At 57.6% G+C, this 16,681-nt stretch carries 18 protein-coding genes; 5 read left to right on the top strand and 13 right to left on the bottom strand.

Annotation, left to right across the window (positions count from 1 at the left end):
- Positions 1-17: 17 nt before the first annotated feature.
- From NDJ10_RS01950 to NDJ10_RS01935, 4 genes are read right to left on the bottom strand one after another with little or no spacing between them, the layout of a single operon-like run.
- A complete protein-coding gene (locus NDJ10_RS01950; RefSeq protein ID WP_296159376.1) occupies positions 18-1,514 on the bottom strand; it encodes a diguanylate cyclase in 1,497 nt (498 codons plus the stop codon).
- On the bottom strand, positions 1,507-3,297 hold the full coding sequence (locus NDJ10_RS01945; protein ID WP_296159375.1) for an N-acetylglutaminylglutamine amidotransferase: 1,791 nt from the start codon (positions 3,295-3,297) through the stop codon (positions 1,507-1,509). The genes NDJ10_RS01950 and NDJ10_RS01945 overlap by 8 nt, the downstream gene beginning before the upstream one ends.
- Positions 3,297-4,613, bottom strand: coding sequence for a hypothetical protein (locus NDJ10_RS01940; protein WP_296159373.1), 1,317 nt, complete (start codon positions 4,611-4,613; stop codon positions 3,297-3,299). Before NDJ10_RS01940 ends, NDJ10_RS01945 begins: the two co-directional genes overlap by 1 nt.
- Entirely contained in the window at positions 4,610-5,542 is a 933-nt protein-coding gene (locus tag NDJ10_RS01935) for a cation diffusion facilitator family transporter (RefSeq protein ID WP_296159372.1), read from the bottom strand. Before NDJ10_RS01935 ends, NDJ10_RS01940 begins: the two co-directional genes overlap by 4 nt.
- A 236-nt stretch (positions 5,543-5,778) precedes the next feature.
- On the opposite strand from NDJ10_RS01935, the gene NDJ10_RS01930 reads away from it, so the two are divergent.
- A complete protein-coding gene (locus tag NDJ10_RS01930; RefSeq protein ID WP_363318680.1) occupies positions 5,779-6,123 on the top strand; it encodes a c-type cytochrome in 345 nt (114 codons plus the stop codon).
- An 81-nt stretch (positions 6,124-6,204) separates the two neighbouring features.
- Entirely contained in the window at positions 6,205-8,214 is a 2,010-nt protein-coding gene (locus NDJ10_RS01925) for a cytochrome C (RefSeq protein WP_296159371.1), read from the top strand.
- Positions 8,215-8,446: 232 nt separating this feature from the next.
- On the opposite strand, the gene NDJ10_RS01920 is transcribed toward NDJ10_RS01925, so the two are convergent.
- From NDJ10_RS01920 to NDJ10_RS01885, 8 genes are all read right to left on the bottom strand, one after another.
- Entirely contained in the window at positions 8,447-8,692 is a 246-nt protein-coding gene (locus NDJ10_RS01920; protein ID WP_296159370.1) for a DUF2789 domain-containing protein, read from the bottom strand.
- A 272-nt stretch (positions 8,693-8,964) separates the two neighbouring features.
- Positions 8,965-9,984, bottom strand: a complete 1,020-nt coding sequence (gene arsB, locus NDJ10_RS01915) for an ACR3 family arsenite efflux transporter (protein ID WP_296159369.1) — start codon at positions 9,982-9,984, stop codon at positions 8,965-8,967.
- Position 9,985: 1 nt separating this feature from the next.
- Entirely contained in the window at positions 9,986-10,489 is a 504-nt protein-coding gene (locus NDJ10_RS01910; protein ID WP_296159368.1) for an arsenate reductase ArsC, read from the bottom strand.
- A 140-nt stretch (positions 10,490-10,629) separates the two neighbouring features.
- Positions 10,630-10,959: a helix-turn-helix transcriptional regulator gene (locus NDJ10_RS01905; RefSeq protein WP_296159428.1), complete on the bottom strand. Its 330-nt coding sequence runs from the start codon at positions 10,957-10,959 to the stop codon at positions 10,630-10,632.
- 112 nt (positions 10,960-11,071) lie between these two features.
- On the bottom strand, positions 11,072-11,767 hold the full coding sequence (locus NDJ10_RS01900; protein ID WP_296159366.1) for a VIT family protein: 696 nt from the start codon (positions 11,765-11,767) through the stop codon (positions 11,072-11,074).
- A gap of 14 nt (positions 11,768-11,781) precedes the next feature.
- A complete protein-coding gene (locus NDJ10_RS01895; protein ID WP_296159365.1) occupies positions 11,782-12,015 on the bottom strand; it encodes a DUF2798 domain-containing protein in 234 nt (77 codons plus the stop codon).
- A gap of 21 nt (positions 12,016-12,036) precedes the next feature.
- Entirely contained in the window at positions 12,037-12,273 is a 237-nt protein-coding gene (locus NDJ10_RS01890; protein WP_296159364.1) for a thioredoxin family protein, read from the bottom strand.
- 36 nt (positions 12,274-12,309) lie between these two features.
- A complete protein-coding gene (locus NDJ10_RS01885) occupies positions 12,310-13,356 on the bottom strand; it encodes a permease (protein WP_296159363.1) in 1,047 nt (348 codons plus the stop codon).
- Positions 13,357-13,474: 118 nt separating this feature from the next.
- On the opposite strand from NDJ10_RS01885, the gene NDJ10_RS01880 reads away from it, so the two are divergent.
- Positions 13,475-14,260, top strand: coding sequence for an alkaline phosphatase family protein (locus tag NDJ10_RS01880; RefSeq protein ID WP_296159427.1), 786 nt, complete (start codon positions 13,475-13,477; stop codon positions 14,258-14,260).
- 22 nt (positions 14,261-14,282) lie between these two features.
- On the opposite strand, the gene NDJ10_RS01875 is transcribed toward NDJ10_RS01880, so the two are convergent.
- Complete coding sequence (locus NDJ10_RS01875; protein WP_296159362.1) at positions 14,283-14,807, bottom strand: sigma-70 family RNA polymerase sigma factor; 525 nt, start codon at positions 14,805-14,807, stop codon at positions 14,283-14,285.
- A gap of 139 nt (positions 14,808-14,946) precedes the next feature.
- Between NDJ10_RS01875 and NDJ10_RS01870 the strand changes: the two genes are divergently transcribed.
- Together NDJ10_RS01870 and NDJ10_RS01865 are read left to right on the top strand one after the other, a co-directional pair.
- The gene (locus tag NDJ10_RS01870) at positions 14,947-16,392 is read left to right on the top strand and encodes a permease (protein ID WP_296159361.1); all 1,446 of its coding nucleotides are present in this window, start codon (positions 14,947-14,949) and stop codon (positions 16,390-16,392) included.
- A gap of 37 nt (positions 16,393-16,429) precedes the next feature.
- Positions 16,430-16,666 (top strand): thioredoxin family protein, encoded by a 237-nt coding sequence (locus NDJ10_RS01865; RefSeq protein ID WP_296159360.1) that lies wholly within the window; start codon positions 16,430-16,432, stop codon positions 16,664-16,666.
- The last annotated feature ends 15 nt before the right edge of the window (positions 16,667-16,681 follow it).

Below are 16,681 nucleotides of genomic sequence, written 5' to 3'. Positions count from 1 at the left end.
CAAAGTTTTCAGTTTAATTAATGATGGAACAGACGCACCCGGTTTCGTCCCTCGTCCTTGGCTTGGTACATGGCGACATCGGCCCACTTGAAAATATCTTCCTGGTGGGCCTGCTCGCTGGAAAAAACCGCCACACCCATGCTGACCGTCGATTGGTGTGTGATGCTGGATCCAGCGTTGGCAGCTTGCTGCGCCTGAAGTACGTAGGGACGTGACAGCGCCTGACGGATTTTTTCAGCAATAGCTAGGGCCTGTTCTGTCGATTCAGTCTGTGTGTTGCCGAGTTCTGATATCAGGATGACAAACTCATCGCCACCAAAGCGGGCCACGGTGTCCATCTCACGAACGCACTTCTTGAGTCGGGCGGCGGCATCGACCAGCAAGGCATCGCCCAGAGCGTGGCCATAGGAGTCATTCAGGGATTTGAAATTGTCGAGATCAAGAAACATCAGGGCGCTGTAGCCGCCGTGGCGTTTGCTGGTTGACAGAACCTGGTGCAGACGGTCATCCAGCAGGCGCCGGTTGGGCAGATGCGTCAAAACATCGTAAAACGCCAGTTGCCGGATTTCGTTTTCCAGTTTTTTACGCTCGGTGATGTCGTGAATGGAGACCTGAATGGCCGGTTCGCCGTCGTAGTCGATGGCTGTGCCTTGAACCTGGACGTCGATCACCGTGCCGTCGAATTTGAGAAACCTGGATTCGGTGGCAGGGGGAATGGCTTCCCGGTTGATGATGCTTTTCATGCGCGCTGCTTGCGTGGCCCGGTTGTCCGGATGGATCAGGTCGGTTGTTTGTGTGGCCAGCAGTGTTGCCGCATCCGGTGCGCCAAACAGCTTGATGACAGCCGGATTGGCGTAAACAATTTTTCCCTGGCGATGCACCAGAATGGCTTCTGGCGACCATTCAATCAGGGTTCGGTAACGGTCCTCACTTTTTTCAAGGGCCAGCGCATGCTGCTTCAGATTGTTTTTGGTTTCCTGAAGTTGTTCCAGCCGGAGCTTGAAGGTCTGCATCACAAAAACGATCAAAACAGCTGATAACAAGGTCATGATGATTTGATTGATCGCATACACGGCGGTGGGCGGCGCAAGCTGAACCGGTAACCATTGCAGCTGTTCAGCCAGCCACAAACCGAGCGTGACGGTGATCGACAGTCCGGTTATCAATTTTGCGGAACGGGCGCTGTCGAGCCATCCTGTCAGCACTACCAAAATGGGATAGATCACCATCACGGGCGAACGCAAGCCGCCAGAAAAAATGGCGATACCTGTGATCGTGATCCAGACGCCGGCTGTCATCAACTTGATGGCGGCGCTGATTTTGCCGACTGAAATCAGGTACCAGCTGGCCAGGCCCATCGTGAAAAAAGCGGGTGGTCCCAATAAATTGGCCGGTGAATCAGTGAGCACCGAGCGCAAAACCAGCAGGGTGATGGGCGAGCCCAGCAGCAAGGCGGCGACCATGTAGCGCAGCAAGGGCACCAGGGAGTGATGGGTGTTCAGCTCGTCATTCATGTGGGTCCACATGCACTTGCAGCCACCATTCCAGCAAAGCCAGGTGCCATAGCTTGCTGCCGTTGATGCGGGTGAAATGCTCGGGTGCCTCGGGGGCTGCCAACAGTTGATTGACGTAGTCGCGCTGGTACAAGCCACGTCGGATACAGGCCTCTGAGGTCAAAATGCTGCGCATCATTTCCAGGAACGGGCCACGGACATACTTGAGTGCCGGCACGGGAAAGTAACCCTTGGGCCGGTCGATGACCGAGTCGGGAATCAATCCGCGTGAAATTGCCTTGAGTGGAAACTTGCCGCCTGCCTTGAGCTTGAGTTCCGGCGGCATGCGCGCGGCCAGTTCGACCAGTTCGTGATCCAGAAACGGCGTGCGCACCTCCAGACCCCAGGCCATCGGCATGTTGTCAACGCGCTTGACCGGATCATCGACGATCAGCGTGGTGACATCAAGCCGCCAGACCTGGTCCAGAAATTCATCGGCTTGCGGCTGATTGAGCGCATCCGCAATCAGCGCCGAGGTGACATCACCCACCTGAAACGCCGGGGCGATCATCTGCAGGTATTCCGCGTGGTCGCGGTCAAAGTAATGCTGGCTGAAGCGCTCCAGTGGCGTGCCACTGGCGGCATCCATGTTGGGGTACCAGAAATAGCCGCCAAACACCTCGTCAGCACCCTGGCCCGACATCACCACCTTGACATCCTTTGACACCCGCTCGGCCAGCAGGTAGAACGCGATCACGTCATGGCTGACCATGGGCTCGGTCATTTGTGCGACGGCCTCCGGCAAGCGGGCCATGACCTCGCTGTTGGGGATGCTGTACTTGTGGTGGCGCGTGTTGAAGTGGGCGGCAATCTGGTCGGAGAACTCAAATTCGTCGGCCTTCTCGGCGCCCGCGCCCAGGTCTTCGAAACCGATGGAAAAGGTGCGCAAATCCGGAATCTCGTCCGCCAGCAAGCCCACCAGCAAACTCGAGTCGAGCCCGCCTGACAGCAACACGCCAACTGGCACGTCGGCTGCCAGCAGGCGGCGCTTGACGCTCTGTGTCAGTTGCTCGCGGGTCGCCTCCAGCCATTCGGCCTCGGATAGGGTGGTTTCCGGTCGTGTGGCGTCCAGTGTCCAGTACACCTGTTCGGCCACCCTGCCATCCGGGTCAAAACGCAGGGTGGTAGCGGGGGGCAGTTTGCGCACGCCCTTGAGCACGGTGCGCGGTGCCGGTACCACGGTATGCAGGGTGAAGTGGTGGTGCAGCGCCACCGCATCCAGCGCGGTGTCGACGCCGCCACCGGCCAGCAATGCTGGCAGAGTCGAAGCAAAGCGAAGCCGGTGGCTGGTCTGGTTCAGGTACAGCGGTTTGATGCCAAAGCGGTCCCGTGCCAGAAACAACTGCTTGCTGCGCTGGTCCCAGATGGCAAAGGCAAACATGCCATGGAAGCGGGTGACGCACTGGTCGCCCCAGGCATGGTAGCTTTTAAGAATGACTTCGCTGTCGCCTTCAGAGAAAAATTGGTACCCCTTGGCTTGCAACTCGGCGCGCAACTCGCGGTAGTTGTAGATCGTGCCGTTGAAAACCAGGCTGAGTTGCAGCACCGCATCAACCATGGGTTGGTGGGCATGGGCAGACAGGTCAATGATGGAGAGGCGTCGGTGGCCGAAAGCCAGCGGACCGTCCTGGTAGGTGCCCGCGTGATCCGGGCCGCGGCGTGCCAGTTGGTCCGACATCCGGCTGATGACCGCCATGTCGGGCGCGGCGCCGTCAAATCGCAACTCACCGCAAATTCCGCACATCAACAGCTTCCTGTGGCAAGCGTTGCGGACGGCACCACAATCACTGGGGCAAAACCACCGCCCTGGGTGCGGAAGTTGGTGGTTTGACCGGCATACATGCGCGCTGCCAGCAGTTGCACCTGGCCGGCATAGCTGTAGGCGCGGATGTCAAATTTGAGGTCGGTCTGGACCCCGTCAACCTCGATCATGCGTCCGCTCGGCGGCACCAGCGCTTGCGCGACAAAGTCGCTTTTCAGAATCTCGGACCAGACGCGGCGGGTCAGTTTGTCGCCGCGGTATGCGGCTTTGGCACCATAACCCGCCACTGGTTTGAAGAACAGTTGGCGCCGTTGTGCCCAGAGTTCCTCGGCGCGCTCCGGTGTGACCAGGCGCGTGACGGGAACGCTGTCGGACAGTATTTTTCTGTCGGTGGCAGAAGCACCCCAGGCCAGCAAGAGTTCGTTCTGGCTCAGTGCAATCAGGTTGCGCTTGTCGGCCAGCAGCGCGTGGGCACGTGGGTGCGGTGTCAGCACCACGGCATCGGCTTCATGCGCCTGGCGCAGGGGCTGGTGGATTGGTTCAGTCAGGTAAAAGTCGGTCAGACGGTTATAGACCATGTCGACGGCCATGTTCTGGTGCATCAGACGGCCGTTTTGCCAGAGCAGCTCTGACGGGTCGGCGATGGTGGCGTGGATGCCATATTGGTTGAACAACTGACGAAACAACTCAAATTCGGGTGCCAGATATTGCGCCTGCGGGGCATCATCCACAATTACCATGGTGCGCCAGGGTTCAGTACCGCGCTGCAATTGCCATTCGGCGGCAAACATGTCAAAAATGTTCTTTTTCAAGGTGTCGCGCCTTGCGCTGGACGGGAAAGCCCAGTCCAGCTCAATGCAACAGGCCTCTTGTGCACGCGCCAGTGCCACGTTGAGCAGCAGGCCACCGGCATTGGTGTTGATCTCGATGAGTTGGGGGCCATTGGCGCTCAAGTGAAAGTCGTAGCCCATGCAGGCGCCTAGCGGACCGAAGTCATGTTGCGCCGAGGCATCTGCTCTTGAAAGCGCCTGTATCTGGTAGCCGGGCAGGGCGGCGACACGCTCGATGGTCGCAATGGTGGCACTGATTTGCTGCTGCACCTCTTGCGAGATAAACACTACCGTCGATGAAAACAGATTGGGCCGGGTCTGTGTGATGTTGGTCATCATGCCCCTCAGGCTGGGCTCGCTTTCCAGCTGCTCACGCAAACGCGCCAAGTTCAAGGTGCGGCAAAAACAGTCGCGGTTCAAGGACTCGGCACAAGACCGGACGGTGGCAATGGCAGGGTTAGGATTCATACAGACCGGAATTCTGCCTCAGTCAGCTTGCTCTTTTCTGGCACAGGAACGCAACTCGGTGTGAAGGGTATTTTGACCACCTGCAAGGTCACATGGGTAATTTCAAAGCGGTCATGAAGTTGTTCGGTAGCCTCATTCAAAAAGGCATCGTCGGCCTGGCTTTGCGGCATGACCAGATGGGCGGTGAGCGCCACCTGCGAGGTGCCCGTGGCCCAGATGTGCAGGTCGTGCACTTGGGCCACGCCGGGCAGAGCGGCCAGGCAGTCGTGCACCGCAGCTGGGTCGATGCGCGCGGGTACGCCGTCAAACAGCATGTGCAGGGACTGTTTGAACAGATCCCAGGTACCCCAGAAAATCACCGCAGCAATAGCCAGACTTACCACCGGATCCAGCCAGGTCCAGCCCTGCCACAGGGTCAGGGCACCTGCGACCACCACACCGGCTGACACCAGTGCGTCGGCTGCCATGTGCAAAAAGGCGCCGCGTATATTCAAATCATGTTCCCTTCCGCGCATGAACAGCAGCGCGGTGGCAGTGTTGACAACGATGCCGATACCGGCTACCACCATGATGGTCATGCCTTGCTCCTGCAGCGCCACTTCTTTGGACATAAGCCGCCCGATGGCCTCCCAGGCCAGACCGCCCATGGCCACCAGCAGCAGCAAGGCATTGGCGAAGGCTGCCAGAATGGTGGCGCGTTTCCAGCCGTAGGTGTGACGTGCGTCAGGGGTCAGTTTGATGGCCAGGGCACCGCCCCAGGCCAGCACCAGGCCGGCCACGTCACTCAGGTTATGCCCGGCATCGGCCAGCAAGGCCAGCGAGTTGACGCGCCATCCATAAAATGCCTCGATGCCGACAAATGCGAGGTTGAGGACGATGCCAATGGCAAAGGCATGGTTGAAGTTGGCTGGCGCGTGGTCGTGACTCATGGGTTTCCTGGGGTGTGCGCAGTCATATGAACAAAGGTGAGTATGGTACCGTCCACTTGAGTCATGAATTCGTCGAGTGAGTGGAGGGCTTCCTGCTGGCCCAGGGAATCTGTTTCATTTGATTTAGATCAATCGTTTCGGAATGCCCCGGGGGCTAGAATAAACACAAAATTATTGTGTGTTTCATCTTGAATACACTGTTTTCGTGTTTTCCCTTTCACTTCAGGAGTTAAGCAATGTTCAAATCCTCTATCGCCCTCGCCAGTGCATCCGCTGTATTGGCGCTTGCCTTTTTGAGCCCCGCGCACGCTGCGCCCGATGAAGAAGCTGCGAAAGCCTTGATGAAAGCCAACGACTGCACCAAATGCCACGCTGTTGACAAGACCAAGAAAGGCCCGGCCTTGAAGAAGATTGCTGAAAAATATAAGGGCAAGGCCGATGCACAGTCCAAGATCTTGACCAGCATCACCACTGGCCCGACGGTCAAGCTGGCTGACGGAACCGAAGAAAAGCACAAAATCATCGATACCAAAGACCAAAAAGAGCTGAAAAATCTCGCCGACTGGATCCTGGCTCAGTAATTCCAGCACGTATTTCGACAAGCTCGTGGCCACCGTCCTGAAAGACCGTGGCCATTTTCATTTGTTAATCTGTATTGAAACATGCGACTCAAATCTTCATTACTTTTAGGTGGTCTAGCCTGGCTGCTGGGCGCTTGCCTGAGCTTGCCGGCGCTCGCGGCCAGCACTGCGGCTGAAGCTGCGCCGCCCAAGCTCGACAACGCCACCTGCCTGAGTTGCCACGATGGCAAAAAGGGCAAGCTGGAAATTGCGGGTGCCGAAGGCAAGGCACGTGAGTTGCATGCCGTCATGCCGGACCAATTTGGCAAGAGCGTGCACGCCAACTTGACTTGCGTGTCATGTCACGCCGATATCAAGGACAACGCAGAAAAAGCCAACGCCCATACCAAAGACCCGGCGCTCAAACTCGCCAAGGTGGATTGCGCTGGTTGCCACCAAAATTTATGGGACGAAGCCCAGAAATCCGGCAACGCCAAAGACAAGCCACGGCTTGAATTGGTGGCAAAAAACATTGAGGCCTACAAAGCCTCGTTCCATGCCCGACCCAATGCGGACGACAAAACCAAACCCAATGCCTCATGCGACAACTGCCATGACACGCACAGCTTCAATGTGCCTGCCAAGAACACGCCGCAGTATGACCAATGGCGCTTGAGTATCTCTAACAGTTGCGGCAGTTGCCATGAGGATCAGCTTGATTCCTATGCCGGCTCGATTCACGGTCAGGAAGTTTTGGAAAAGAAAAATGTCAAGGCTGCTGTTTGCACCGACTGCCATTCCACACACGCCATTACCAGTTCGAGTGCCGATCCTTTCAAACTGGCAGTCACTGAACAATGCGGTACTTGCCATGAAAAAAATCTGAAATCCTACATGGGCACCTACCATGGACAGATCAGCACGCTGGGTTATACCTACACAGCCAAGTGCTATGACTGCCATGGCAGCCACACGATTTTGAAGGCCGACAACCCGAAATCCATGGTGCATATCAACAATCGCCTGAAAACCTGCCAGTCCTGCCACAGCGGCAAGAAAGAGCTGGCTTTGGCGCCGGAAGGTTTTGCTACTTACCAACCCCACGGTCACGCGGATGATTTCGACAAGTACCCCCAGATCTGGGTGGCTTGGCAAATCATGCTGCAACTGCTGGTAGGTACTTTTGCCTTCTTCTGGCTGCACACCTTGTTGTGGTTCTATCGTGAATTCAAAGAACGGCGGGAAAAAGCAGGGCAGCCCCATATCAAAATGGACAATGTTCCTGAGAAGTACAAAGGCAAACATGTGCGTCGCTTCAGCCCGATCTGGCGCCTGGCCCACATCACCTTTGCCTTGAGTCTGATGGTGTTGACCCTGACAGGTATTCCGCTGTTCTATCCGAGTTCACCGTGGGCGGTGCCGCTCATGACAGCGCTTGGTGGCCCGCACACAGCAGGCATCATTCACCGTACCGCTGCGGTGCTGTTTGCCGGCGTATTCTTCTGGCACCTGTTCTACATCACCTGGCGCATTGCGAAGAACTGGAGCACCTTCAAGTTCTTTGGGCCGGATTCTCTGGTGCCCAACCTGCAGGACGGCAAAGACATGATTGCCATGTTCAAGTGGTTCTTTGGCATGGGTCCGCGTCCCAAGTTCGACCGCTGGACCTACTGGGAGAAGTTTGACTACTGGGCTCCGTTCTGGGGGGTGACCATCATTGGTGTCAGTGGTCTGATCATGTGGCTGCCCAATGTCTTTGGTGCCTTCCTGCCGGGCTGGGTTTTCAACGTGGCGGCCATCTTCCATGCCGAGGAAGCCTTCCTGGCGGTGGTGTTCTTGTTCACCGTGCATTTCTTCAACAACCATTTCCGGCCCGACAAGTTCCCGGTCGAGGTGGTGATGTTCACCGGCACGTTCTCACTCGAAGAGTTCAAGCATGAACATGCGCTGGAATATGAACGCCTGGTCAAGAGTGGAGAATTGGAGAAGTACTTGGTGGATGCCCCATCACCCGCCAAGTTGACTGCGGCCAAGGCGCTCGCCTTCGTGTTGATCGCCTGTGGCTTGACACTGTTGACACTGGTAGGGATCGGGTTCTTCACGCAAGTCTGATCGTTATCAGGGTTCTATGAAACTAAATGGCCCTGCCGGAATTTCCGGCAGGGCCATTTCAATTGACTTAGGCGAAGCTCTTGACACCTGAAACGGCAGCAAGTTGTCAGATATCGTCACGGATCTGACAGCGTCATCAAAACATCATTACGGTTCATTTCGGCAATAGTGCCTGTCGCTCTTGCGCAAGTCTGAAGCTAACGCGCTGTGGCGTTGGCTGAAGTCACCTGATTTACGGATGCGTCGGCTTTCGCAATGCCACGTTCAACTGGTCGGCCAGTCCAGCCCAGTCAGCATCCTGCACGCAGGCTTCACGCAGGAAGGTCGCTTGTGCAGACGTCCAGAAGGAGGCTTCGGGTAGCTTGACTTCTGGTGCCAGCGGCGAATGCGATCCGATGAACTGTTCAATGCTCACGTTATCGTACGGCAGACCCAATTGGGCGAAGAGATCATGGAAATGGTGGATGGTATTGTCCATGGTTGCGCTCACCGTATGTCCAGCGCTACAGCAACCCCAGTGTGCATCGGGGTGTAGATCAGACTTTGACTTGCTGTCATTGCGTTACTCCTTGAACAACCAGATGAATACACACCATGTTTGTTGTATGGCATGCTGACGAGCAGATATCTAGATTAAGGGGAGCTAACTCGCCGGACGGTCATTGTGGTTGGCATCACAGGTGTTGTCAATTCTCAAGCCTGAATTGGGTGATTGCTTTTGCCGGGATGCAGATTGAGGCTGGCATTGGCTCAGGTACGTTCAAGCCGATCCCCGGCCCGGTTCACCAGCCACACCAATGACAGCATGACTGGCACTTCTACCAGAACACCCACCACGGTGGCCAGAGCGGCACCGGAATTGAGTCCAAAGAGGGAAATGGCCACAGCCACGGCCAGCTCAAAAAAGTTGGAGGTGCCGATCAGGCAGGCCGGTCCGGCGATCTGGTGCGGCAGCTTGAGCAGCCGCGCGCCCCACCAGCTGATAAAGAAAATGCCATAGGTTTGCAGAATCAGCGGGATCGCAATCAGGCCGATGATGAGTGGCTTGGCCACGATGGTTTGTGCCTGGAAACCAAACAGCAGCACCACGGTGGCAATCAGGCCAACGACCGACCAGGGTTTCAGTCGCGCCACGAATTCACCCAGGGCGTGGTCAGAGCGATGCGTCAACATGCTGCGCGTGGCCATGCCCGCCGCCAGCGGCAGCACCACGTAGAGCACGGTCGAAAGCAGCAGCGTTTGCCAAGGCACGGTGAGGTCGGTCACGCCCAGCAAAAAAGCGGCGATGGGCGCAAAGGCAAAGACCATGATCAGGTCGTTGACCGAGACCTGCACCAGGGTGTAGTTGGCATCGCCCCTGACCAGCTGGCTCCAGACAAACACCATGGCGGTGCACGGAGCCACGCCCAGCAAAATCATGCCGGCAATGTATTCGCTGGCCGACTGCGGATCGACCCAGGGCGCAAACAGGTAGTGGAAGAACAGCACGCCCAGAGCGGCCATCGTGAAAGGCTTGATGAGCCAGTTCACCACCAGCGTCAACGCCAGGCCGCGCGGTTTTTTGCCTACGTCTTTCATCGCCGACCAGTCGATCTGGATCATCATCGGGTAAATCATGACCCAGATGAGTACCGCCACCACCAGGTTGACATGGGCGATTTCCAGCGCAGCAATGACCTCAAAGGTGCCAGGCATCAGCAGCCCAAGGCCCACTCCTGCAGCGATACCCAGTGCCACCCAAACTGTCAGATAACGTTCAAATAAGCCCATGTCATTGTTCCTTGGTCATGTCGCGGACGGTACTTTGCAACATGGTTTTTTCCAGTTTGGTGGCGGGCAGGCTCACCATCAGCTCCAGCCGGCGCTTCAGGGCCAGCATCGTTTGCCGGAAGGCTTCGAGCTTGTGGGCATCGTCAGCATCGCCTGCAGACGGGTCAGGGTAGCCCCAGTGCGCCGTGGCCGGCTGGCCAGGCCAATAGGGGCAGACCTCACCGGCAGCGTTGTCGCAAACGGTGATCACCAGGTCCATGTGCGGCGCATCCGCACGGCCAAATTCATCCCAGCTTTTGCTGTACAGCCCCGCAGTGGCAATGCCTGCGTTTTGCAAGACCTGCAGGCCCAGCGGGTTGGGTTGCTGGTTGTCACGCGGGCTGCTGCCGGCCGAGTACGCCTTGAAGCGCCCACGGCCAATGTGGTTCAGGATGGCCTCGGCAAGTATGCTGCGCGCCGAGTTGTGGGTGCACAAAAAAAGCACATTGAGTGGTTGATGCGTCATGTCAGAGGTCTTTGGAGGGGAAGCTTGAAGTGCGTGGTGAAACAGGTTCGCGGCGCGTGACGCGTGGCGATGGATTGAATTTTTTCATGCTGATTTCTTCAGATAATCAGTGAACTTAAACAGCTCTCACGGCGCCAGATTCAAGCGCAAACAGGTGCCGGGCAGGTTTCAATACACTGCTCAGGGTGACCCGCGCAGCACTCGGCGGTCAAGTAAACAATCAGGTCCTGCATCAGCGCCAGATTGGCGCGGTAGCGCTGGTAGCGACCTTCTTGCACCACTGACACAAGCTGTGCATGCGTCAAGGCTTTTAAATGGAATGACAGATTGGTCGGCGGCACATCCAGTGCAGTGCCTATTTCTCCTGCCACCAACCCTTGCGGCCCGGCTTTGACCAGCAAGCGGTAAACATCCAGACGTAAGCCTGAGGCGAGAGATTCAAAAACGGAGGAAGCCAATAATTTATCCATAGGTTTAATCATACAACTATTATTGAATAGTTGAATAAATAATTTCAACTTGATTTGGCATTGGCATGAGCCCTGCTGGAAAATCAGAGCGATGGAAATATTGGCAGAGAGGTCACAGCGCAACACCAAACAACCAGCCGACGCCTGCTGTACAGGCCATTGCCAGCGCGCCCCAGAATGTCACACGCAAAATGCCTTTGCCGATGCCGGCACCACCCATGTGGGCTGCCAGGCCACCCAGAATCACCAAAAACAGCAGCGAGGTGGCTGCTACCACGGGTGTCAGATAGAGATAGGGCGCGAGCCAGGCGGTCAGCAGGGGCAAGCCAGCGCCGACGACAAACGACAATGCCGACACAAGCGCGGCTTGCAACGGGTTGGCACTGGTGGTGTCAGAAATACCGAGTTCGTCGCGGGTGTGGGCTTGCAGTGCATCTTTGGCTGTCAATTGTGTTGCCACCTGTTGCGCAAGGTTGGCGTCCAGCCCACGCCGCTCGTAAATAGCCGCCAGTTCGGCCAGTTCACGCGCACCATCGGTGGCCAATTCGTGTCGCTCGCGGGCAATGTCGGCCTGTTCGGTATCCGACTGCGAACTGACCGACACATATTCGCCTGCCGCCATCGACATGGCCCCGGCCACCAGACCCGCCACGCCGGCTACCAGAACGGCACTCTGGGTGACGCTGGCAGCTGCTACGCCCAGGATCAGGCTGGCGGTGGAGACGATGCCGTCATTGGCGCCCAGCACGGCGGCACGCAGCCAGCCGATGTGCTGCGTTCGATGGTATTCAGACTGAATGCCGGCCATGGTTTGCCTGCGCGTCAAGCGGGAGAGACGCCCAACAGCCGGCCTGTCAATTTGCGCGCCACCGGTGCCAGGAAAAAGATCACCGGCACGCCCACCACATAGGCAATGCCAAAAGCTTTCATCCACAGCCTGAAAAAGTTATCCGTCAGTCCGACATTGATGAAAGTGATGACCAGCGTCATCAGGAAAATCATCATGGCGCCCATGATCAATGAAAAAATCAGGTGGAATTTTTTTTGCGGATGCATGTCGTTGTTCCTTGTGTTTGATCAGGCTGCTGCCAGCCACTGCTCAATCTTGTCGCGGGTGGGAATGCCACCGGCATGAACCACTTTGCCATTGATGACCACGCCGGGCGTGCTCATCACGCCAAAGTTCATGATATCGCGCAGTTCTTCCACTTTTTCAAGTTTGATCGCCACGCCTTTGGCTTGGGCGATCTGGTCGATGAGCGTCACGGTGGCTTTGCAGTTGGCACAACCGGTGCCGAGAATCTTGATGTTCATGAGATTTCCTTGAAATTTGAGTTTAAAAATGTTCGGCTACAGCACCGCGTTAAAGACACAACCGACCAGCAGGATGCCGCCGGCCACAACCGCGGCAAAGGTGGCGATCAGCCGAAGCTTGAGCACCTTGCGCAGAATGATCATCTCGGGCAGTGACAGGGCAATCACGCTCATCATGAAAGCCAGCACGGTACCCAGCGCCGCACCCTTGGCCAGCAGGGCCTGCACGATCGGGATCACTCCGGCCGCGTTGGTGTACATCGGTACCCCCATGATCACGGCTAATGGCACGCTCCACCAGACCTCTTTTCCCATGAAGCTGGCCATGAAGTCTTCGGGCACATAACCGTGAATCAGCGCGCCCAGCGCGATCCCGATCAGGATGTAGGGCCAGACTTTGCCGACTATTTCCTTCACGGCCTGAAAACCACCTTCAATGCGTTCACCCAGCGTCATGCCGGTGACTTCAAATTCGGCGGACGTTTTGGGCATGTCGCGCACCCAGTCTTCCAGGTACGCTTCCATCTTCAGGCGGCCAATGATCCAGCCGGCAATAATGGCCACACCCAACCCCAGGCCCAAATAGAGCAGGGCGACTTTCCAGCCAAACATGCCAAACAACAGCGTCAGCGCCACCTCATTGACCATTGGTGCCGAAATCAGGAACGAGAACGTGACTCCCAGCGGGACACCGGCTTGTACAAAACCAATGAACAGCGGTACCGCCGAGCAGGAGCAGAACGGTGTCACGATGCCCAATGACGCAGCCATCACATTGGCAGCGCCTTCACTACGCCCAGCCAGCAACGCGCGGGTGCGCTCCGGCGAGAAGTAACTGTTAACCATGCCCATGACAAAGACCACGGCGGTCAGCAGCAGCAGCACCTTGGGCGTGTCGTAAAAGAAAAACTGCAGCGCGCCACCCAGATGGCTGGTTCGGTCCACCGGCAACATGGCAACCAGCGCCTCGGAGGCTGGAATCAGCGTGTTGTAGAGTGCCAACCAAGCGATGGCGGCCATGACCAGAAACGTCACGGGCTGGCGCGTGGGCCAGGATTTGCGGGAGATGGTCAGGGTGTTCATGCCAGTGGAGACGGCAGACGGTGCAAAAAGACGCAGGACATTTGAAGATTGAACGAAAATTTATTCATCCATCTCGTCCAGCTTGCAGACAATCAGACTTTTGAGGAGCCACCAGGTGATGAAGCGTGTTTTGTTGCTGTTCTTCTTTCTTTTTGCTGCACCTGTCTTTGCCAGCGAGGTCGAGACCGTGCTGATGGTTTCGATTGATGCTTTGCATCCTGCCGCACTGGGTGAAAAGACCTCTCCCACCCTTGACCGATTGATGCGCTCGGGCCGTTTTACATTGCAAGGTCAAAGCGTCACGCCGCCGCAGACGTTGATTGCGCACACCGCCATGATGACCGGGCTGACGCCTGAGCAAAGTGGCAAGCAGGACAACGACTGGAAGCTGGGCCAGGTGCAGGTTGCTCGGGAAACCTTGTTTGACCTTGCCAAACAGCGCGGTTTTCGCACCGCTTATTTTTATGCCAAGCCGAAACTGGGCTATCTGATCAGTGCTGCGGTGGACGAGCACGCGCTGGCCAGGGATGACGGCATTGACCGGGCACGGACTTTTTTTGGCAAGCCTGGCAGGCGGTTTGTCTTTCTTCACATCAGCGGGCTCGAAGACGAAGGTGCAGACGCCGGCTGGCTGTCGGAAGACTATCTGGATGAACTGACCTACATCGACACGATGCTGGCCCCGCTACTGGACGATGTTGCCAAACGTGGCCGTTACTTGGTGCTGGTCACCAGCGACCACGCCGGACACGAGCGACAGCATGGCACCCTTCATCCGGAAGACTTCAAGTTGCCGCTGATCATTGCCGCCAGTCAGAGTTTGCCCCCGCTGGCACCAGGTGTGTTCAATATCACCGAACTCAAGCAGCTTCTACAAAAGACCCTCGACGCGACTGAACGGTAGGATAAGGGTCGAAAATTCCGGGTTAAGGGCGCGGCACGAAGTCGTTCACGCGCCCACCCTCGTCCATTTGCACCTGGCAGGCCTGGCTCATGTGCGCGCGCAACCGGACCCGGGCGCGCTGCACGCGCGACTTGGCGGCGCTCGAGCTCATCCCCTTGAGTTGGGCAAAGTCAGCTTGTGCCATGCCCTGCAGGTCGCACAGGGTGATGGCTTCGCGATCTTCTGGGCTAAGTTCCGAGAGCACCCGCGGCAGGCAGGCGGTCAGGGTATCGACGGTGTCGGTATCGTCCGTTGGTGCGGTCAAGTCTTCGGGGAGCTCCACCATGTGGTGTGCCACGCGCAGGTAGTCAGCCAGCAGGTTGCGCGCCACTTCAAACAGCCAGGCACGCGCGTTGTGCAGGTCACAAAACCGCTCGCCCTGGCGCAGAGCTTTCAAAAACAGGTCTTGCAACAGATCATCGGCCAGCGCCGGGTCGCCCACGCGGTGGCGCAGCCAGCCACGCAGTTCAGCGGCATGCAGGGTCCAGGCGGTGGTGAGGCAGTTCATGAAGGGTGACAAGAACGGATCATTGACTCTTGAACAAAGGTTTTCTTGAAGAAAAAATAGGGTTGGACCCCGGTTTTATCAATAACGCCCATCAGCGAATGCTCAAAATTATCACGCAAAGACAACAGGAGCGTTCTCAATGGAATTCGCACTGAAATTGCTCAACGGCGGCGCCGGTAGCTTGGCAGCCTATCTGGCGGCGCATGTGCTGCTGTGCCTGTTGCCGGCTTTTTTCATTGCCGGTGCCATGGCCGCGCTGATTCCCAAGGCCAGCATCACGCGCTGGCTCGGGCGCAACACCCCCGTTTATGTGTCTTACCCGGCCGCCGCCGCAGCGGGTTCGCTGATTGCCGTTTGTTCGTGCACCATCGTGCCGCTTTTTGCCGGCATTTACCGCAAGGGCGCGGGCATCGGTCCGGCCACCACTTTTCTGTTTTTTGCGCCGGCGGGCAACATCATGGCACTGGCTTACACCGGCAGCATCCTGGGCCCGGAATTTGCCATTGCACGACTGCTGCTGTGCCTGCTGTTCGGTGTCGGCATCGGCATGCTGCTGGCCCTGATTTTCTGGCGCGACGATGCCAGCCATGACGCCGCAACAGACACCCTGTTTGCCGCGCAAGCCAGCGTGGCACCCGCTGCGCTGGGGTTGCTGTTGTCGCTGGTGGCGTTGTTGATTGCCGGTACCCTGAAGCTGTGGCCGCTAACGGCCACTGTTTTCAGCCTGGACTTGCCCTTGCCGTGGGCGCAAGCGTGGCAGAGCACGCTGTTTTCCTGGGTGCCATTTGACGCAGCCAAAGGAGAAGAGGGGGTGAGCTTTCAGGGTTCGGTGTTGATTGGCTTGCTGCTGCTGATTGCGGCCACCGCCTGGCAGGGGCTGGAAAATATCGTCGAAGGTGCCAACCGCTGGACCTGGGTAGCACTCGGGCTGTCAGCCACCACGCTGGCCGTGGCTGCCATGCGGCTGACGCCGGGTCCGGGCACGCTCCAAGTCGCTTTCACCGGGCGTGTCTTCGGTGTGGCGCTGGCCTTGTGGGCTGTATGGCATTTCGCGCACCGGCTCGACGCTGACGACTGGCGCGCCTGGCTCTGGGAAGCCTGGCGTTTTGTGAAGCAAATCTTTGTCCTGCTGGTGGTGGGCGTTTTTATCGTGGGCATGGTGCGCCAGGTCATTCGACCGGAATGGGTTGAGAGCCTGGCGGGCCGCAACACCGTGCCGGCGAATGCCGTGGCCGTGGGCTTTGGCGTCTTCATGTATTTCCCCACCCTGGTTGAGGTGCCGGTGGCGCGCATGTTTCTTGACCTCGGCATGCACCCCGGCCCGCTGCTGGCCTACCTGATGGCCGACCCCGAGCTCAGCCTGCAAAGCATGCTGATGGTGGCCGCCGTGATCGCCTGGACCAAAACCCTGGCCTATGTGGGCCTGGTGGCCGTGTTCAGCGTCTGTGCGGGTTTGCTCTATGGCGCCTGGGTGGATGGGCTGGGCTGGCTGCCGTCGCTCATGGGACTGGGTGGGTTTGTGACTGTGCTGGCGGGCACGATGTGCTGGCTTGGGCGCCGCCAGACGACCCAGGTGCCAGTCTGAGGCAGGTTTATTTTCAAATCACTCCAAGGAGAAACGCATGGTCATCATCAAAATTCTCGGTCCGGGATGTGCGAACTGCAGAAAGCTCGAAGCGATCGCCCGGGAGGCCGCCGCGGTCGCCCATGTGCCGGCTGAAATCGTCAAGGTATCCGACATGAAGCAAATCATGCAATACGACCTGCTGTCGACGCCGGGACTGGTCGTCAATGACAAACTGGTCAGCAGCGGGCGCATTCCTACCTTGGCTGAAGTACAGAAGTGGCTCATTGCTTGAACCTTTCCCGGAATA

The sequence above is a fragment of the Rhodoferax sp. genome, assembly GCF_023700745.1.
In the GTDB taxonomy this organism is placed as follows: Bacteria; Pseudomonadota; Gammaproteobacteria; order Burkholderiales; family Burkholderiaceae_C; genus Rhodoferax.
The sequence above is the reverse complement of the archived record's forward strand: the minus strand, read 5'-3'. Positions and strand labels throughout refer to the sequence as shown.